17 protein-coding genes, 5 tRNA genes and 1 pseudogene are annotated in these 17,549 nt (G+C 64.8%); 7 read left to right on the top strand and 16 right to left on the bottom strand.

Annotated features, from left to right (window positions below; all coding sequences use genetic code 11):
* Positions 1 to 3 precede the first annotated feature (3 nt).
* The 6 genes from ACZI8W_RS04510 to ACZI8W_RS04485 form a co-directional block, all read right to left on the bottom strand.
* Positions 4 to 198, bottom strand: coding sequence for a ferredoxin (locus ACZI8W_RS04510; protein ID WP_463367287.1), 195 nt, complete (start codon positions 196 to 198; stop codon positions 4 to 6).
* Positions 195 to 1,577 carry a cytochrome P450 gene (locus tag ACZI8W_RS04505; RefSeq protein ID WP_463367286.1) on the bottom strand — a complete coding sequence of 461 codons (1,383 nt, stop codon included), beginning with the start codon at positions 1,575 to 1,577 and terminating at the stop codon, positions 195 to 197. Before ACZI8W_RS04505 ends, ACZI8W_RS04510 begins: the two co-directional genes overlap by 4 nt.
* On the bottom strand, positions 1,574 to 2,359 hold the full coding sequence (locus ACZI8W_RS04500; protein WP_463367285.1) for an SDR family oxidoreductase: 786 nt from the start codon (positions 2,357 to 2,359) through the stop codon (positions 1,574 to 1,576). Before ACZI8W_RS04500 ends, ACZI8W_RS04505 begins: the two co-directional genes overlap by 4 nt.
* Positions 2,352 to 3,578: a cytochrome P450 gene (locus ACZI8W_RS04495; protein WP_463367284.1), complete on the bottom strand. Its 1,227-nt coding sequence runs from the start codon at positions 3,576 to 3,578 to the stop codon at positions 2,352 to 2,354. The genes ACZI8W_RS04500 and ACZI8W_RS04495 overlap by 8 nt, the downstream gene beginning before the upstream one ends.
* A 3-nt stretch (positions 3,579 to 3,581) precedes the next feature.
* Complete coding sequence (locus tag ACZI8W_RS04490) at positions 3,582 to 4,142, bottom strand: TetR/AcrR family transcriptional regulator (protein ID WP_463367534.1); 561 nt, start codon at positions 4,140 to 4,142, stop codon at positions 3,582 to 3,584.
* Positions 4,143 to 4,218: 76 nt separating this feature from the next.
* A complete protein-coding gene (locus tag ACZI8W_RS04485) occupies positions 4,219 to 5,442 on the bottom strand; it encodes a cytochrome P450 (RefSeq protein WP_463367283.1) in 1,224 nt (407 codons plus the stop codon).
* Positions 5,443 to 5,544: 102 nt separating this feature from the next.
* Here ACZI8W_RS04485 and ACZI8W_RS04480 point away from each other — a divergent pair, with 102 nt between their 5' ends.
* The 6 genes from ACZI8W_RS04480 (at position 5,545) to ACZI8W_RS04455 (ending at position 10,485) form a co-directional block, all read left to right on the top strand.
* Entirely contained in the window at positions 5,545 to 6,159 is a 615-nt protein-coding gene (locus ACZI8W_RS04480; RefSeq protein ID WP_463367282.1) for a TetR/AcrR family transcriptional regulator, read from the top strand.
* A gap of 175 nt (positions 6,160 to 6,334) precedes the next feature.
* A complete protein-coding gene (locus ACZI8W_RS04475) occupies positions 6,335 to 7,804 on the top strand; it encodes an aldehyde dehydrogenase (RefSeq protein ID WP_463367281.1) in 1,470 nt (489 codons plus the stop codon).
* A 38-nt stretch (positions 7,805 to 7,842) separates the two neighbouring features.
* Positions 7,843 to 8,592, top strand: a complete 750-nt coding sequence (locus tag ACZI8W_RS04470; protein WP_463367280.1) for an SDR family oxidoreductase — start codon at positions 7,843 to 7,845, stop codon at positions 8,590 to 8,592.
* On the top strand, positions 8,589 to 9,476 hold the full coding sequence (locus ACZI8W_RS04465) for an NAD(P)-dependent oxidoreductase (protein WP_463367279.1): 888 nt from the start codon (positions 8,589 to 8,591) through the stop codon (positions 9,474 to 9,476). Before ACZI8W_RS04470 ends, ACZI8W_RS04465 begins: the two co-directional genes overlap by 4 nt.
* Complete coding sequence (locus ACZI8W_RS04460) at positions 9,473 to 9,838, top strand: carboxymuconolactone decarboxylase family protein (RefSeq protein ID WP_463367278.1); 366 nt, start codon at positions 9,473 to 9,475, stop codon at positions 9,836 to 9,838. The genes ACZI8W_RS04465 and ACZI8W_RS04460 overlap by 4 nt, the downstream gene beginning before the upstream one ends.
* Entirely contained in the window at positions 9,835 to 10,485 is a 651-nt protein-coding gene (locus tag ACZI8W_RS04455) for a class I SAM-dependent methyltransferase (protein ID WP_463367277.1), read from the top strand. The genes ACZI8W_RS04460 and ACZI8W_RS04455 overlap by 4 nt, the downstream gene beginning before the upstream one ends.
* A 6-nt stretch (positions 10,486 to 10,491) precedes the next feature.
* Here the strand turns inward: ACZI8W_RS04455 and ACZI8W_RS04450 are convergent, their stop codons facing one another.
* The 9 genes from ACZI8W_RS04450 to ACZI8W_RS04410 form a co-directional block, all read right to left on the bottom strand.
* Positions 10,492 to 12,078 (bottom strand): FMN-binding glutamate synthase family protein, encoded by a 1,587-nt coding sequence (locus tag ACZI8W_RS04450; protein ID WP_463367276.1) that lies wholly within the window; start codon positions 12,076 to 12,078, stop codon positions 10,492 to 10,494.
* Between the two features lie 109 nt (positions 12,079 to 12,187).
* Positions 12,188 to 13,276, bottom strand: a complete 1,089-nt coding sequence (locus tag ACZI8W_RS04445; RefSeq protein ID WP_463367275.1) for a prenyltransferase — start codon at positions 13,274 to 13,276, stop codon at positions 12,188 to 12,190.
* Complete coding sequence (locus tag ACZI8W_RS04440) at positions 13,263 to 13,994, bottom strand: class I SAM-dependent methyltransferase (RefSeq protein WP_463367274.1); 732 nt, start codon at positions 13,992 to 13,994, stop codon at positions 13,263 to 13,265. The genes ACZI8W_RS04445 and ACZI8W_RS04440 overlap by 14 nt, the downstream gene beginning before the upstream one ends.
* A complete protein-coding gene (locus tag ACZI8W_RS04435; protein ID WP_463367533.1) occupies positions 13,994 to 15,226 on the bottom strand; it encodes a glycosyltransferase family 4 protein in 1,233 nt (410 codons plus the stop codon). The genes ACZI8W_RS04440 and ACZI8W_RS04435 overlap by 1 nt, the downstream gene beginning before the upstream one ends.
* 165 nt (positions 15,227 to 15,391) lie before the next feature.
* Positions 15,392 to 15,465: transfer RNA gene (locus ACZI8W_RS04430), tRNA-Asp, on the bottom strand.
* A 90-nt stretch (positions 15,466 to 15,555) separates the two neighbouring features.
* Positions 15,556 to 15,629, bottom strand: a tRNA-Phe gene (locus tag ACZI8W_RS04425).
* A gap of 38 nt (positions 15,630 to 15,667) precedes the next feature.
* A tRNA-Asp gene (locus ACZI8W_RS04420) sits at positions 15,668 to 15,741 on the bottom strand.
* Between the two features lie 54 nt (positions 15,742 to 15,795).
* Positions 15,796 to 15,868: transfer RNA gene (locus ACZI8W_RS04415), tRNA-Glu, on the bottom strand.
* A gap of 106 nt (positions 15,869 to 15,974) precedes the next feature.
* Positions 15,975 to 16,619, bottom strand: coding sequence for a TetR family transcriptional regulator (locus ACZI8W_RS04410; RefSeq protein ID WP_463367273.1), 645 nt, complete (start codon positions 16,617 to 16,619; stop codon positions 15,975 to 15,977).
* 235 nt (positions 16,620 to 16,854) lie between these two features.
* Here ACZI8W_RS04410 and ACZI8W_RS04405 point away from each other — a divergent pair.
* Positions 16,855 to 16,930 (top strand) — tRNA-Lys (locus ACZI8W_RS04405).
* Between the two features lie 197 nt (positions 16,931 to 17,127).
* On the opposite strand, the pseudogene ACZI8W_RS04400 reads toward ACZI8W_RS04405, so the two are convergent.
* Positions 17,128 to 17,538 (bottom strand): annotated as a pseudogene (locus tag ACZI8W_RS04400) (tyrosine-type recombinase/integrase); the annotation flags it as partial.
* Between the last annotated feature and the right edge of the window lie 11 nt (positions 17,539 to 17,549).

Raw genomic sequence — 17,549 nt, 5'->3', positions numbered from 1 at the left:
TCGTCAGTCTTGCACGGGTCGCAACGCTTGAGTGGGGCAATAGCGGACGGCGGCCTCGGCACCGTCGCGCAGGCTTTCGGGGACCTCGTCGACGAGAATCTTCACTGTGCCGCGTTTGGGGACTTCGAACACATCGGGTGCTTCCATTTCGCACATGGCATGCCCCTGGCACAGATCCGAATCCACTTCGATCCTCACGACTGCTCCGTTTCCCGCGTGCGGCGCCGATACCGGACGGTACAAGGCTGTGCGAGCTGCACCACCATCTTCGAGTGATCGTTCCGGTAACTGTCGGCAGGCTGTGCGAGTTCGAACTCGAAGTCGCGCAGCAGGATCGAGAAGATCGCTTTAAGTTGCATCAACGCGAACGCCGCACCGACGCACCGGTGCCGGCCCGCCCCGAAAGGAATCCAGGTCCACCGGTTGACGATGTCCTCCTGGTTCGGGTCGATGTAACGGCCTGGATCGAACGAATCGGGGTCCGGGAAGTCCTCGGGAATGCGATTGGAAATCGCCGGGGTCGCGCCCACGAGATCACCTTCGGCGATGCGGTAGCCGGCCACCTCGAAGTCTCCCCTGGCAACCCGCAGCAGCAGAATCAGCGGCGGATGCATCCGCAGCGTCTCCTTGAGTACTGCCTCCAGGTTCGGGATCTGCCGCAGCGCATGGAAACTCACGTCTGCGCCGTCGGAGTATATCGCGTCGAGTTCGTCGGTCACCCGCCGCATGCTCTGCGGGTTGCGCAGCAATTCGATCAGTGCCCACGCCGCGGTCCCGGAGGTGGTGTGGTGCCCGGCGAACATCATGGAGATGAAGATGCCGGTGATCTCGTCCGCGCTGAACCGCTCGGTGCCGTCCTCGTTCTTGATGGAGACGAGCACATCGAGAAGGTCGCGGTCCTCCTTGCCCTGCGGCGGACGCGCGACCCGACCGTTCATGATGCCCTGCACCAGGTCGACGAGTCCGCGGCGCGCCTGGTCGCGGCGTCGGAAGCTTTCGATGGGCGCGTAGGGATCTACGAAAGCGAGTGCGTCGGTGCCCTTCTCGAGGTCGTGGTAGAGATGGGAGAAGCGGTCGTCGAGCTCGTCGCGGAACTTCTTGCCGATCAGACACGCCGACGACGTATAGATCGTCAGTTCGGCGAAGAATTCGAGGAGGTCGATCTCACCTTCGTCACCCCATCCGGCGACCATGTCGTGGACCTCGCGGTCGATGGTCGCCGCATGCCCCCGCATCTGTTCACCGCGTAATGCAGTGTTGTGCAGCATCTCCTTGCGACGTTCAGGGCTCGCATCGAACACGACGCCTTCCCCGAACACGGGCTTCATGAACGGATAGGCCGCCTGCTGATCCAGGTCGTCGTCGGACGACCGGAAGAAGAACTCGTTGGCCTCGGCGCCCGAGAGCAGCACGACCTTCTTGTCGGCGAGCTGGAAGATGCCGACATCGCCGCATTCGTCGCGGACTCGGTTCATCAGCGCGATGGGGTCGGTGCGCAGTTCTTCGAGGTGTCCGTGCTCATGTTCACCGCCGGAGACTCGGGGCGGTGCGACGGTTGTGTGTGGCGCTCCGGTCACTTGTCTTCCTTCCGCAGGGGCGCTTCGGGCTGTACTTCGACGAGCACGATGTGGGCGCCGCGGGGTACCGACACCACGGTCGCGGCCGCGGCGGCGATATCCGACGCGCGGAGAAAATACGGGTGGCGCGCGAAACCCCAGCGCTCCCAGTCTTCGAGGAGGGGGCCGACGACCTCGGCCGGTGCGGTCATTCCCGCGCCTGTCTGGGTGGGACCGGGCCGGACGGTGGACGCACGCACCCCTGTCCCTTCGAGTTCCATCCGCAGTTGGACGACGAGGGCTTCGAGTCCGGTCTTCGCCGCTACATACGCGCCCATCCGCGGACGAGGAATATCGGCGCAGTCCGATCCGATGACAACGAAGTCGCCGCGCTTGCGTTCGATCATTCCCGGAAGTACACGCCGCGCGAGGCGTTGCGTGCCGTTCAGATGCACGTTCACCTGGAACTCGAACCGTTCCGCGTCCATCTCGTGAACGAGCGAGAAATCCATGTCACCGGCGCCGGAGACGACGATCTCGGTGGCACCGAGCGCGTCCTCCGATGCCTCGACGAACGCATCGACGGAGTCGGTGGACGACACGTCGAGGTGGTGGGCGACGGCCTCACCGCCTTCGGCGCGGATCTTCTCGGCGATCGCCGCGCACTCCTCGACACGCCGGGCTCCGAGCGCAACCGGATGACCGAGCTCGGCGAGGGCGTACGCGGTGGCTGTCCCGATTCCCGACGACGCACCGCTGATGAGCGCAGGACGACGTGCGGGGTGTGGCGCGAATCTAGGCATGTCGCTTCGTCACTTCCATGGGGAGGGCAGCGAAGCCGCGCACATTGGTGGAGTGGACCCGTTCGGTGCGGTCGAAGTCGATCTCGTAGTCGGCGACGCGGCGTGCGAACTGTTCGAGGGCAATGTTCGCTTCGAGGCGTGCAAGGTGGGCGCCGAGGCAGAAGTGCACTCCCGCACCGAAACTCGCGAGTTTTCCTGCACTGTTGCGACCGAGACGAAATTCGTCGGCATCCTCGAACACCTCGGAGTCGCGGTTGGCGGAACCGATGAGCAACAGCACCTTGTCGCCGGAGCGGATGGTGGCGCCGTGCAGGTCGATGTCCGCAGCGGCGGTGCGCGCCACGAGTTGGCTCGACGTGTCGTACCGGAGGGTTTCCTCGACCCACTCGGATGCGCGTTCCGGATCCGAAAGAACCTGCGACACTTCACTCTTGTTTCGCGCACCCCAATACAAGGCATTACCGAGGAGTTTCGTGGTCGTTTCGTTTCCGGCCACCACCATCAAGAACATGAATCCGATGATCTCGTCGTCGGCGAGGCGGTCGCCGTCGATCTCGGCGTCGAGCAGCGCCGACGTGAGGTCGGCGGTCGGCGACGTCCGGCGCTCCGCGATCATGTCGGCGTAGTAGCCCAGGAGGTGCAGCGACGCCTCCATCGCCGAAACCGGGACGTCGAGCACTCCCTCCTCGCGGTGCACGACGAGATCCGCGAGTCGTCGGATCTCGGCGCGATCGGCCTCGGGAACTCCCATGAGCTCGGAGATGACGTCCATCGGCAACCTGGCTGCGAAGTCGGTGATCCAATCGAACTCTCCTCCGGCGAGTGCGGGTTCGAGGTGCTCGAGGGTGAGTTCGAGGATCCGCTCCTGCAGTTCCGCGACGCGCCGCGGGGTGAACCCCTTCGACACGAGCTGCCGCATGCGCATGTGCCGCGGATCGTCCATCGCGAGGAACGACATCACCTTGTGCGCGTTCGGTCCGTACGCAGCCGGATCGAGGGCGACACCATTCGCGCTGGACAGCCGCGCATTGTCGCGGAAGCCGGCGACGACGTCGGCGTGCCGCGACAACGCCCAGAAGTCCAGCTCGGGGTTGTAGTAGAGCGGCGCCTCCTCACGCAGTCGACGATAGGTCGGGTACGGATCCTCGTGGAATGCGTAGTCGTAGGGATCGAACGTGGGCGGGTCGGTCGATACGGACTCCGGGGGAGCCTGGATCATGGATCACTCCAATAACAGTCGGGCCGAGATTTCCAACCTGTCGGCGAGCTTTTCGTATGTTCCGTAGCCCATTCCGGCGCGCACAAGCGCGCCGGCGTAGAGCAGTTCAAGCGCTTCGAGCTCATCGTCATCGGGGTTGTCCCCGAGTGCCGCGGAAAGCCTTTCGCGGATGTCGAGACCGATTCGCGCGCGCAGATGCTCGACGTCGGGGTCGCGGCCGAGCAGCGCACTCGTGACTGCGGCGGCAAGCTCCGGTTCGTCTGCCATGAGCAGCGCCACGCCCCTGAGTACCGCGACCACGCGATCGGCCCGATTCGCTTCACCCGACTCTTCGACGGGCGCGGCGGCGAGCCTGCGCCAGAACACCTCTGCGACAAGGTGCTCCTTCGAGGAGAAATACGTGTAGGCGGTGGCCGGGGCCACGCCGGCGCGCGCGGCGACGATGCGGACGGTGAGGCCTGCGAATCCCTCGTCACCCAATACCTCGACAGCGGACTGGGTGAGTCGCTGCACGGTGTCGGCCTGCCGTTCGGTGAGCCGACGGCGGGTGGATTCGAGATTCACATTTCTGGACACGTGTCTGGACATTACTACGGTCATCATCGTCCGGCAATGGTCATCGCCCTGCACGCACCCCAATTCAACCCCGGTGTGGGTGGATCCGCACCGGCATGGCCTTGATCCCGTTGATGAAGTTCGATCGCAGACGGCGCGCAGGACCGGCCTGTTCGATCCGGTCGACCCGGGTGGCGAGAGTTTCGAACATGATCTTCAGTTCGAGCCGCGCGAGGTGCGCACCGAGACAGAAATGCACGCCGGTACCGCCGAATGCCACATGGGGGTTGTCGTTGCGCGTGATGTCGAAGACGTGCGGGTCGTCGAACACGTCGGCGTCGCGGTTCGCGCTCGGGTAGTAGACCACCACTTTGTCACCTCGTTCGACCTCCTGATCCCCGATCGCGGCCGGGCAGGTAGGAGTGCGGCGAAATCCGATGACGGGGCTCACCCAGCGCAGGATCTCCTCGACCGCACTCGGCAGGAGTTCAGGTTCACGTTGCAGGAGCCGCCACTGGTCGGGGTGGTCCATGAAGGCCTGCATCCCACCGGAGATCGCGTTGCGGGTCGTCTCGTTCCCGGCGATCACGAGGAGGACGAAAAACATGTCGAACTCGATCTCGGAGAGCGTGTCGCCGTGCTCGTCCGGCGTGACGAGCCTGGTGACGATGTCGTCGCGGGGCTCGACACGTCGCTGCGCGGCGATCGCGTTGGCATAGAGGAAGACCTCGGCCGCGGCGAGTTCGCCGTCCTCCCTGGTACTGCCGTATTCTGGGTCGTCCCAGCCGATCATCCTGTTCGACCAATCGTAGAGTTTCCCGACGTCCTCGGTGGGTGCGCCGAGCAGTGCGGCGATCACCTCGAGGGGAAGCGGCGCTGCCGCGCGGGGGACGAAGTCGACGACCCGACCGTTGCGACCCGTCTCGATCAGGTCGTCGACCACGCGGGTACAGATGTCGCGGATATGACCTTCGAGTTGTTTGACCACGCGCGGGGTGAACCCTCGACTGACGAGCTGACGCAGCCGGGTGTGGTCGGGTGGGTCGAGGTTGAGAAGCATGGAGGCCTGTTTGAGCCGGGTCTCCTCGTCGAACTCGTCGATCTGGGTGGACCCCATCGCGGCCGAGAAGGTGGTGTCGCGCGAGACTCCGACGACGTCGGCGTGCCGGGTCACTGCCCAGTATCCGGGCCCGTCGTCTTCAGTCTGCCAATAGACCGGGCACTGGCGGCGGAGGTCGTCAAAGAAATCGTGCGGGACACCCTCGGTGTAGAGGTCGGGATTCTTCAGGTCGATGCGGGAGTTGGACATGCCTGCGCCTAACGATTGGTGGGCTCACGAGTCGGTGACAAATGCCGTTCGCTTACAAACTACATACATTCGTTTGCAATGGATGCCCCTTAGACTGAATTCATGACACGCGACAACTCCCGCCCGACCAGACGACGAACCCTCACGCGCGACAAGGTGATTGACGCCGCGATCGACGCCGTCGACGAGGCCGGATGGGAACAGCTCACAATGAGCACCTTGTCGGGCCGCCTCGGAATCGCCGCCGCCTCCCTGTACAACCACGTACGCGGCCTCGACGACGTGCGGGCCGCAGTGCAGGCGCGCGCCATGACCGAATTGGGTACCCATCTGCGCGAAGTGGCGATGGGGCGCAGCGGCAGGAACGGGCTGCGTGCATTGATCGATGCCCACCGGTCCTGGGCCACGACACACCCGCGCCGCTACCAGGCGTTGACCACCGCACCGGGCGACCGAGACAGCCTGATCACAGCAGGCCTCGATGCGAATGCCGCCCTGGGGTCGATGCTGGCCTCGTGCGGAGTCCCCGAAGAGCGAGCCCTCGAGGTCACGATCGGCATGTTCTCGGCTCTACACGGCTTCGCGATTCTCGAGAACAGCGGGTTCCTCGGCAACGAAATCGATCTCGACCGCATCTACGAATCCGTCGTCGAGGGTGCGCTGTCCCATCTGCCCACACCCTCGCCTACGGGCGTTCTCACGAACCTGAACGCCTGACCACGTTCGAGTGTGCGGTTGTTGGCGGCTTTTTCGAAGATTGGCGACAACAACTGCACACCCAGTCTCGTCGTATCAGATTCCCCCGTAACGACATCCACTCGAACCATTGCGTTCTCACTGCGTGCCGAACTATAGTCCAGACACCTGTCCAGAAATTAAGGGATCCAGTCTGATGACACTTCGCCCGACCGACAGTTCGGCTCTCCTGATCGATGGAAAACTCGTCCCCGGCAGCGGCGGCACGTTCGAGATTGTCGATCCCAGCACCGAGGAGGTCCTCGGCTACGCGGCCGACGCCACCGCCGCCGATCTGGACGCTGCGATCGACGCCGCGCGCCGCGCATTCGACGACACCGAGTGGTCCCGCAACCACGTGTTCCGCGCGCGTTGCCTGCGGCAACTCCGCGATGCACTGCGTGGTCACATCGAGGAACTGCGGGACATCACAATCGCCGAGGTCGGCGCTCCCAGGTTCCTGACCTCCGCCGCACACCTCGAAGGCCCGGTGGACGATCTGCTGTGGTTCGCCGACCTGGCCGAGAACTATTCGTGGAAACAGGATCTCGGGAACGCCACTCCCATGGGAATCCCGACTCACCGGTATCTCCTCAAGGAAGCCATCGGCGTGGTCGGCGCCATCACCCCGTGGAACTTCCCACACCAGATCAACTTCGCGAAGATCGGGCCGGCACTCGCCGCAGGTAATACCGTCGTGCTCAAACCCGCCCCCGACACCCCCTGGTGTGCCGCACTGGTCGGCAAGATCGCCGCCGAGGAAACCGACATCCCCGCGGGTGTCCTCAATATCGTCAGCTCGAGCGATCACCGGATCGGTGCCCTACTCGCCGAAGATCCACGAGTGGACCTGATCTCGTTCACCGGTTCGACCGCAACCGGCAAGTCGGTAATGCGTGCGGCATCGGAATCGCTCAAGAAGGTGTTTCTCGAACTCGGTGGCAAATCCGCATTCCTCGTCCTCGACGACGCCGACCTCCGCGCGGCCTGCTCGATGGCCGCGTTCACGGTATGCACCCACGCCGGTCAGGGCTGCGCGATCACCACACGTCTCGTCGTGCCTCGCGACCGGTACGACGAGGCCGTCGACGCCACAGCGGACACACTGCGCGGTCTGCGCCCCGGCGATCCGAACGACCCCGGCACGATATGCGGCCCATTGATCTCCGGACGACAGCGCGAACGCGTGGAAGGGTATATCCGTCTCGCCGTCGAGGAGGGCGGCACGATCGTCGTCGGCGGTGGCCGCCCCGCCGCACACGACCGCGGCTTCTTCGTCGAACCGACTCTGATCTCGGGGCTCGACAACTCCGCGCGCACCGCGCAGGAGGAAATCTTCGGCCCGGTTCTGGTGATCCTGCCGCACGACGGCGACGACGACGCGATCCGCATCGCCAACGACTCTCCCTACGGGCTCTCCGGTGCGGTCTACGGCACCGACCCCGACCGCATCGCGCGTGTCGTAGCGGGTGTCCGAACCGGCACCCTCGGGGTCAACGGCGGGATCTGGTACGCGGCGGATGCGCCGTTCGGCGGGTACAAGCAGTCCGGCATCGGCCGTGAGATGGGCCTGGCCGGGTTCGAGGAGTACCTGGAATCAAAACTCGTCGCGGAACCTGCACGCTGACGTCCGCAGCGCCCGACATACTCGAAAGGATTGGTCACATGGCCAGATTCACCGATCGCACTGCGATCGTCACGGGGGCAGCCCAAGGAATCGGCGAAGCGTACGCGCGCGCACTCGCCGCCGAGGGCGCGCGTGTGGTGGTCGCCGATATCGATGCCGAACTCGGCGAGCAGGTAGCCAAGCAGATCGTCGTCGACGGCGGTACCGCCACCTTCCTGCCCGTAGATGTCTCCGACCCGGACTCGGCGAAGGAACTCGCCGACACGACCGTCGAGACGTACGGGGGTATCGACCACGTCGTCAACAACGCCGCGATCTACGGGGGTATGAAACTCGACCTCCTACTCACCGTGCCGTGGGACTACTACAAGAAGTTCATGAGCGTCAACCTCGACGGCGCCCTCAACATCACCCGTGCGGTGTGGCCGCACATGACGAGCAATGGCGGTTCTATCGTCAACCAATCGTCCACCGCGGCCTGGCTGTACTCGGGCTTCTACGGCCTCGCCAAGGTCGGCATCAACGGTCTCACCCAGCAACTCGCCGTCGAACTCGGCGGGTCCAATATTCGCATCAACGCGATCGCCCCCGGCCCGATCGACACCGAGGCCACCCGCAACACCACCCCCTCGAACATGGTCGCGGACATGGTGAAGCAGCTACCACTCAAACGGATCGGCACACCCGACGACCTCGTCGGCATGTGTCTGTTCCTGCTCTCCGACGACGCCGGCTGGATCACCGGTCAGATATTCAACGTCGACGGCGGGCAGGTGATCCGGTCATGACCCCCCGCATCGGCTATATCGGCCTCGGCAACATGGGTGCACCGATGGCACACCGACTGCTCGACCACACCGGCAGCCTGTCAGTGCTCGACACCGATCCCGACGCCGTCGCCCCGTTCGTCGACGCGGGCGCCCACTCCGTCTCGAACGCATCAGAACTCGCCGCCATCAGCGACATCGTCTGTGTGACAGTGCTCGACGATGCGCAAGTGCGCGACGTCGTCACCGGCCCTGACGGACTGCTGTCGACGGCGAAGCCCGGCACTGTGGTCGCCGTACACTCGACGATCTCCGACACCACCGCGGTCGACCTCGCGGCACAGTGCGCTTCGCGCGGTGTCGAGTTCGTCGATGCGCCGGTCAGTGGCGGTGCGGCGGGCGCGAAAAAGGCCGCGCTGGCCGTTATGGTCGGAGCATCCGACGAAGCGTACGAGAAGATCAAAGAACCGTTCGGCGCATTCGCCGCACTGGTTGTGCACGCCGGTCCAGTCGGTGCAGGCACCCGGATGAAACTTGCCCGGAACCTCCTTCACTTCGTGTCGTTCACCGCCGCGACCGAAGCGCAGCGTCTCGCCGAAGCCGCCGGAATCGACATCACCGAACTCGGAAAAGTCGTCCGACATACCGATGCCATCACCGGTGGGGCCGGATCGATCATGTGGCGCGACACCACTGCCCCGCTCCAACCCGACGATGCCTGGTTCCCGATCTTCTCCCACGTACGCGCACTCGGCGAAAAAGACCTCGCGCTCGCCATGACGCTCGGCGACCGGCTCGACATCGAACTTCCCCTCGCCACACGCGCCCTCGCGGACCTCGGTACCGGTCTCGGAGTCGGGATCGGCGACATCGCACGCACCCACAGCATGGAGGAACAGTCGTGACCGACGACAAGCGCCAGCGCGGACTCGACATGATGGGGAAGGTCTACGGATTCGAATTCCAGGACGGGCCGGGTGCACATTTCGCCGCCACCGCCGATCATCTGTTCGCCGACATCTGGTCGCGACCGGGGCTGAGTATCCGCGACCGCCGATTGCTGCTGCTCGGAGCCCTGGCCGCACAAGGATTGAGCGACGTCGCCGAGATCCAGATCGGTGCCGCGCTGCAGAACGACGAACTCGACGAAGAACAGCTGCGGGAGATCGCATTGTTCCTGTCACACTATGTGGGTTGGCCACTCGGAACGAAGCTCGACAACGCGGTCGGCAGCGTTCTGCACAAACGAAAGGCAACGGCACGATGACCCACACCACGCTGTCTCGCGAGGCGCTCGCACTCGCAGAATCCACACCGGGTTTCATGCCCCTCGACGAGGGCACGGCGCTGCACGACGCAGCCATCCGCTACCTCGGCGACGGGGTAGGCGTCGAAATCGGCACGTACTGCGGCCGCTCCACGGTCTACCTGGGTGAGGCAGCGAAATCGACGGGGGGCACCATCGTCACAGTCGATCACCACCACGGTTCCGAAGAGCATCAGCCGGGTTGGGAGTACCACGATTCGTCGCTGGTCGACCCGCACACAGGCAAGCTGGATACGACTGCGGCGCTGCGGCACACCCTCTCCGACGGCGACCTCGAGTCGCATGTCGTCGCGATCGTGGGCAGCTCCCCTCAGGTCGCCGCATTCTGGCGAACGCCGCTCGCCTTCGTCTTCATCGACGGTGGGCACAGCAGCGAAGCGGCACAGGCCGACTACTCGGGCTGGGCGCGATGGGTAGAACCCGGCGGCGCCCTGATCATCCACGACGTATTCCCCGATCCCGCCGACGGCGGTCGCCCTCCGTACGAGATCTACTGCCGTGCACTCGACAGCGGCGAGTTCACCGAAGTCTCGGTCACCGGATCATTGCGGGTTCTGGAACGCACCGGGGGTCACGTCGGGGAATAGGCGTGCTCATGCCGATCGAAACGAGTCGGGGGTCGCGGCCGACCAGTCCGCGGCCCACGATTCGGGCGGATCATCGAGCAGCACACCTGGTGAGAGCCATTCGTAGATCTCCGCGTACGACTGCACATGCGTGACATCGACTTTTCGCCTGAGCATGTGCGGAGTCAGCTCCCCGGGGTCGCTCACACCCAGCGACGCCATGATCTGCACCGCCTGCCGCACGGTCGCCTCCTGATAGCGCCACGCCCGGATGCTCTTGTCTGCCACGTTCAATGCCCGGGTTCGCATCGGATCCTGTGTTGTGACACCGACCGGGCAGGTGTTGGTGTGGCACCGTTGCGCCTGGATACAGCCGATGGCCATCATCATTGCTCGCGCCGCGTTGGTGAAATCAGCGCCCTGGATCAACCGCTTGACGATGTCGTTCCCCGCCGCCACCTTCCCGCTCGCACCGATCTTGATCTGATCCCGCAAGCCGCAACCCACGAGAGCATTGTGGACGGTCATCAGCCCGTCGGTCAGCGGCAGCCCGACATGATCCTCGTATTCCAGCGGCGCGGCAGCAGTGCCGCCCTCGGCACCGTCGACGATGATGAGGTCCGGGGCAGCACCGACGTCGATCATCGCCTTACACAACGCCAAGAATTCGGTACGGGAACCGACACACAGTTTGACCCCGACCGGCTTCCCGTCCGCGAGCGTCCTCAGCCGACACACGAACTCCACCAGTTCGCGCGGGGTGCGGAAGGCCGAGTGCGCTGAGGGACTCACGCATTTCACGTGCGCGGGAACCTCACGATACCTGGCGATCTCTTCGCTGACCTTCGCTGCAGGCAGCACACCTCCCAAACCCGGTTTTGCACCCTGGCTCAACTTCACCGAGATGACTTTGACCTGCTCGTAGGCGGCATACTCCGCGAACTGATCCGGATCGAATCGTCCGTCGGGCGTGCGGGTTCCGAAATAGCCAGAGCCGATCTCCCACACGAGGTCGCCGCCACCGAGATGGTACGGCGTCAACCCGCCCTCCCCGGTGTCGTGCGCAAAACCTCCCAGAGCTGCAGCCCTGTTCAGAGCCGTCAACGCATTGCCCGACAATGCGCCGAAGCTCATCGACGACACGTTCAGGAGCGCCATCGAGTACGGGCGAGTGCACTCGGGCCCACCGATCAGTACGCGGGGTGGCTCTTCCGGTTCCGGCACCGGTGCCATCGAATGCACCAGGAAGTCGTATCCGGCGGATTCGATGTCGCGTTCCGTTCCGAACGACAGCTCCCCGTGGATCCCTTTGGCACGCTCGTAGATGATCGTGCGAGTGTCACGGTCGAATGGCCTGCCCTCGACGTTCCGTTCGACGAAGTACTGCTGGATCTCGGGGCGCACACCCTCCAGGAGATATCGGGCGTGCCCCAGAATCGGATAGTTGCGCAGCACCGAATGCCGGGTCTGCAGCATGTCGTAGACCCCGACAGCCGTGAGCACAAGACACACCGACGCAAGGATCCACCAACCCGCTCCGCCGGAGAGCACTGCGAGCGGCACCGCTACCAGCGTCGCTGCCCCCAGGAGCGCCACCAGGACATACCTGATCATCGACGCCTCCTACCTGCGAGACTCACCCTCCCTGCTTACGCGCACAGAGTGCAGAAGCGCAAGAGTCCTACAGAGCTCAGACGAACACCTCGCAGCGCTCCGTGCAGCGTCAGACGAACACCTCGCAGCGCTCCGTGCAGCGATCCGGGCCGACCTGTCCCGGCGGAACTGCTGCGTCGCGAAACAGCCCATTGCCTCCGGTCGTCCGCGACAACGCATCTGCCGCCAGGATCACCGCCGCACTCGTCCACGAGCTGACCTCGACGGGCCATCGTTTACCGTCCTCGTAGACGAGTCCCGTCCAGTACGAACCGTCCGGGTCGCGCAGGTGCTGCATGGACGCGAACAGCTCGTTCGCTCGGACGTTGTCGCCCAGAGCGTCGAGCGCGAGGACGAGTTCGCACGTCTCGGCACCGGTCACCCACGGCTTGTGGTCGACACAACGAATTCCGAGTCCGTCCACGACGAAATCCGGCCAGCGCTCGCGGATGCGTCGCTGCGCGTCGGGCCCGCGCAGCGCGCCACCGAGGATCGGGTAGTACCAGTCCATCGAGTATTCGGGCTTCGGCGTGAACACCTCGGGGTGCCTGCGCAGCGCATGACCCAACCGATACAAGGCCACTTCCCATTCCGGCTGCGAGTCGCCGACGAGTTCTGCGAGCTGAACCCCACACCGCAGGCTCTGGTGAATGCTTGCGCACCCGGTGAGCAACGCCTCGTCGACTAGCCCGCCCGGTCCACGCGCCCACGCGATGTGTCCGCCAGGAAACTGCATATCGACGACATGGTCGACTGCTGCCCGCACGATCGGCCACATCTCGGAGGTGAACCGCCTGTCGCCGACAACGAGATGGTGATGCCACACCCCCACCGCGATGTATGCGGTGAAGTTGCTGTCCGTATCGGTGTTCTCGATGATCCCGTTCCGGAACTTCACGGGCCACGAGCCGTCTGGACGCTGTGTTCGGCACAGGAAGTCGAAGGCTGCCGATGCTTCGTCGAGCAGCCCGGTAACAGTGAGAGCCATCGTGGATTCGATGTGATCCCACGGGTCTGTGTGACCGCCCGGAAACCAGGGAATTGCTCCGGACGGCTCCTGCATGCGCGCAATCGCCCGCCCGGTGGCGAGGCATTCGTCGCGGGACAGGACGCCGGGCACCTCCGGAATCACCCGGCGATGGAACTCACTGCGGCGCACCGGATACACCCGGCTTCTCGAGATAGAACACGACGCTCTTGCCGATGACGGGGTCGAGGAGCTTCTCCGCGGTGCGGGTCAGCCACGGACCTTCCATCAAATCCCACACGAGCATCCGGTGATAAGCCTTCGTCAGCGGATTGCTTTCGTTGTCGACACCGACCGCGCACTTGAGCCACCAGTACGGCGAATGCAACGCGTGAGTGTGGGCTGTCCCGCGCACGGTCAGCCCGGCTGCGGTGAGCTTTGCAGCCAGCTCGTCCGCCTTGTAGATGCGCACGTGCCCTCCCTCGACCTCGTGATATGCATCCGACAGCGCCCAGCAGATCTTCTCGGGGAACCATCGCGGGACAGTCACCGCCGCGACACCGCCGGGCCTGAGGACCCGCACGAACTCTGCGATTGCCCGATCGTCCTCGGGGACATGTTCGAGGACCTCGGAGATCATGACGACATCGAAGGTCTCGTCGGCATACGGCAGCGCCAGAGCGTCGCCCACCTCAGCGCGGGCGAGCGCTCCTTCGGGTACCTGCCCCTCGAGTTCCATCGCCACGAACATGTCGGCCACCGCCTTCATGTCGTCGGCGCTGCGGTCGAAGGCGACGACGTCCGCACCGCGCCGATACAGCTCGAACGAATGTCTGCCTGCACCGGCGCCGATGTCGATCGCACGGCACCCCGGCCGCACCCCCAGTCGGTCGAAGTCGACGGTAAGCATCAGTCGGTCCTTCCTTCGTGTGCAGCGATCGCGCGCTCGTATACGGACGCAGTCTGCGCGGCGACCGCAGCCCAGCTGTACTTCTCCTCGACGCGGGCGCGGGCAGCAGCGCCCAGCCGGGTCCGCCGCGCCGGATCGTCGAGCAACGCCGCGATCGCAGCGGCCAACTGTTCGGCATCGCCGGGGGGTACCAGCTCGCCGGCGTCACCCACCACCTCCGGTATCGCACCCGCACGGCTCGCCACGAGTGGCGTCCCGCAGGCCATGGCTTCGACCGCAGGCAGTGAGAAACCCTCGTACAACGACGGCACCGCAGCGATCTCTGCCGACGCGAGGATCTCCGCGAGCTCGGCGTCGTCGATCCCCGACACAGTGCGCACGACATCGCCGATGGCGAGGTCGTCGATGAGTCGCTCGGTGACACCACCGGGGGCGAGTTTGGAGACGAGCACGAGCTCGACCGCACGCTCCGTGCGCAGCTTTGCCACGGCCTCGAGCAATGTGGGCACTCCTTTGAGAGGAGCATCGGCACTGGCCACGCACACTATGCGACCCGCGACCCGCGACGTGCTCTGCGGCGCGAAGAGATCGGTGTCGACGCCGAGGGGGATCGTGTGGAGGCGGTCCGGCTCGATGTCGAAGGCGGTACGGATGTCGTCGGCGGAGTTCTCCGAGACAGTGAGCAACGTCTGTATCTTCCGCGCCACCCGTCCCTGCATGCGCAGGAATCCGTACCACCGCCGCAAGGTGACCTTGCGACGCAATGTGGGTGCCGACGCGAGATCGAGTTCGCGGTCCCGGGTGATCGGGTGATGGATGGTCGCGACCAGCGGCAGATCCTTCGCGATGCGGAGTAGGCCCGATCCGAGCGACTGATTGTCGTGGACGACGTCGAAATCGGCGACTCGCTCGCGCAGCAGCCTCGCTGCGCGAAGGCCGAAGGTGCGCGGTTCCGGGAAACCCGCCGTCCACATGGTGGCGACCTCGAGGACGTCGATCAGATCGCGGTACTCGCCGGGTCGCGGCGTGCGGAACGGGTCGTCGTCGCGATAGAGATCGAGGCTGGGAACCTTCGTCAAGGTCACGGCCGGATCGAGTTCCGGGTACGGCTGGCCCGAGAACACTTCGACGTCGTGGCCTTGGGCGGCAAGCTCCCGACTGAGGTGGCGAACGTAGACGCCTTGGCCTCCGCAGTGCGGTTTGCTCCGGTACGACAGCAGAGCTATGCGCACATCAACCCCCGGATTGTTCGGACACGTGTCCATGCAGTTACGTAGGGCACACACTAGAACATGTTCACTCGGTCGCGGTAGCGGAGTACCAGTGCCGGCAACGGCGCCGGACCGCAACGACGACGAAGGTCCGGAATCGCATCGATACCGGACCTTCGTGTCGAGCGACCCTGACGGGACTCGAACCCGCGACCTCCGCCGTGACAGGGCGGCGCGCTAACCAACTGCGCCACAGGGCCATAGGAACCCACTGGGCTCTCATAGCTTGGCCCACCGCATGCGGTGGGCCAGGTGTATTCATGTGTCGATGGCTGCATTCACCATCGTTGTGGCCAGGGCCGGGATCGAACCGGCGACCTTCCGCTTTTCAGGCGGACGCTCGTACCAACTGAGCTACCTGGCCGGATGGCACCCGAACCGAATGCCGATCGTATACTTCTGCGACCCTGACGGGACTCGAACCCGCGACCTCCGCCGTGACAGGGCGGCGCGCTAACCAACTGCGCCACAGGGCCTTGCTATTCAGTTCTCTGCCAGCGTACTGCACACATCCGGCCGAGACCGAAGTGTACCCCCTACGGGATTCGAACCCGCGCTACCGCCTTGAAAGGGCGGCGTCCTAGGCCGCTAGACGAAGGGGGCCCGACCGGATTACTCCGACCCGCACCCTCAACGGGATTTTCGGTTCCGCTGGGAGCTTGGACAGCTTATGCCACGGCATTCCTGAATCACAAATCAGCAGGTCATGTCACTGATCCGATGTCCGCGACCAACCGCGCTCCCGCCAGCGGGCAAGCCACTGTTCCGAGGCCATCGCTTCGAGCGGAACCTCGAGGCACGCCTCGAATTTGTGCTTGATGTCGGTGTCCGGCGAGGTGAGATCCGCAAGGTAGCGCTGCCCGGCCAGCGACGACCCGACCGCTTCGACGAACCTACGGATATCCACACCCGGACGGAACAGTCCTTGCTCCTGCGCTTCGGCCGCAAGCTGGTAGCCCGCCCGTCCCCAGACATAGATGCCATGCAGCCGCACTTCGTCGGTGAACTCGGGTTCGGTGACGAGCCGGAACTCGGCCGCGATCACCTCATCGTTGTGGAGCGCCTCCCCGAGGTCCGCGATCATTCCGTGCAGACGCTCGAACGGATCGAGATCTACAGCGTCGACCCAACGGGTCACGATCGTCCGATAGTGCTCGAGCCCCGCTTCGAGAACGGCGCGCGCAAGTTCGTCCTTGGACGCGAAGTGGAAGTACATCGCGCCTTTGGTGGCGTTCGAGTGTTCGAGAATCGAGTTGATCGACGCCGCTCCGTAGCCACGCTTCGCGAACTCGACAGCAGCCGCCCTGATGATGGCAGAACGGGTGCGTCGCGCACGTTCCTGTTGACCTGGCATGAGCGAATCGAGTCCTCCGAGTATCCGACCCCCGCAGGAAAACTCTAGTCGCGGGCCACCCCCCGCGGCCGGGTGACCTGTCTCTCAGGACAACCTGAACCACAGAACACACCGAGTGGTATGCTTTGCGCGGCTCGGGTGCGGAGGCAGGGGGTGTGCACCCGAGCCCCCAGGAGCGTTCGACCGCGTGTCCGATACGATCCGGTAGCGCACTACGGTTACACTGTGCGCCCATGCCCCTATAGCTCAGTTGGTAGAGCTACGGACTTTTAATCCGCAGGTCGTAGGTTCGAGCCCTACTGGGGGCACCAGCAGGACCAGGCGTTTCCTGGTCATCGGCCGGTACGGAGACGTCCGGATCGGTCGAAGTGGTCACCGAGTGGTCACGCGGGGTTCGCGGCACCAACGATGCCGCGGCCTCCGCAGCCTGGGCACCGACTCCACCCAACAAGTGGCTGTAGGTGTCCGACGTGATGCTGATCGAGGAGTGCCCGAGCCGTTTGGACACCACCGCGATCGGCACACCGGCCGCCAGCATCAGCGATGCCTGACCGTGCCTCAGGTCATGCAGGCGGATCGGTCGCAGCCCAGCACCCTCGCAGAGTCGAGCGAACTCGGCGCTGACTGTCTGGGGTGGCAACGGCGTGCCGCCTTCCCGAGCGAACACCAGACTGTGGTCGCTGTACGCCTCGCCCCCCTTGCTCCCGCTCGACCCCCTGTGCGAGCTGCTGCGCGAGCAGGACACCCGCGGTCGCCTGGTCCAGGTCGACGACGCGGTCCTCACCGGACGCGGTCTTCGGCCGGCCGAACCGGTACTGCCGGTGCTCTCCCCCGCAGTACTTGCATTCGACCCCGGTGCCGTCGACCTCGACGAGCTGCTGACGCACGGTGATGATCCCCTTGGCCAGGTCGACGTCATCCCACCGCAGA

This window comes from Rhodococcus ruitaii, assembly GCF_055230935.1.
This window is presented reverse-complemented; position numbering and strand designations above follow the sequence as displayed.

Coding starts and splice junctions, on each gene's coding strand:
- ACZI8W_RS04455 (WP_463367277.1), top strand. CDS start 9,835: ATGACCCACACCACGCTGTCTCGCGAGGCGCTCGCACTCGCAGAATCC.
- ACZI8W_RS04500 (WP_463367285.1), bottom strand. CDS start 2,359: ATGCCTAGATTCGCGCCACACCCCGCACGTCGTCCTGCGCTCATCAGC.
- ACZI8W_RS04450 (WP_463367276.1), bottom strand. CDS start 12,078: ATGATCAGGTATGTCCTGGTGGCGCTCCTGGGGGCAGCGACGCTGGTA.
- ACZI8W_RS04495 (WP_463367284.1), bottom strand. CDS start 3,578: ATGATCCAGGCTCCCCCGGAGTCCGTATCGACCGACCCGCCCACGTTC.
- ACZI8W_RS04440 (WP_463367274.1), bottom strand. CDS start 13,994: ATGCTTACCGTCGACTTCGACCGACTGGGGGTGCGGCCGGGGTGCCGT.
- ACZI8W_RS04485 (WP_463367283.1), bottom strand. CDS start 5,442: ATGTCCAACTCCCGCATCGACCTGAAGAATCCCGACCTCTACACCGAG.
- ACZI8W_RS04410 (WP_463367273.1), bottom strand. CDS start 16,619: ATGCCAGGTCAACAGGAACGTGCGCGACGCACCCGTTCTGCCATCATC.
- ACZI8W_RS04465 (WP_463367279.1), top strand. CDS start 8,589: ATGACCCCCCGCATCGGCTATATCGGCCTCGGCAACATGGGTGCACCG.
- ACZI8W_RS04480 (WP_463367282.1), top strand. CDS start 5,545: ATGACACGCGACAACTCCCGCCCGACCAGACGACGAACCCTCACGCGC.
- ACZI8W_RS04475 (WP_463367281.1), top strand. CDS start 6,335: ATGACACTTCGCCCGACCGACAGTTCGGCTCTCCTGATCGATGGAAAA.
- ACZI8W_RS04470 (WP_463367280.1), top strand. CDS start 7,843: ATGGCCAGATTCACCGATCGCACTGCGATCGTCACGGGGGCAGCCCAA.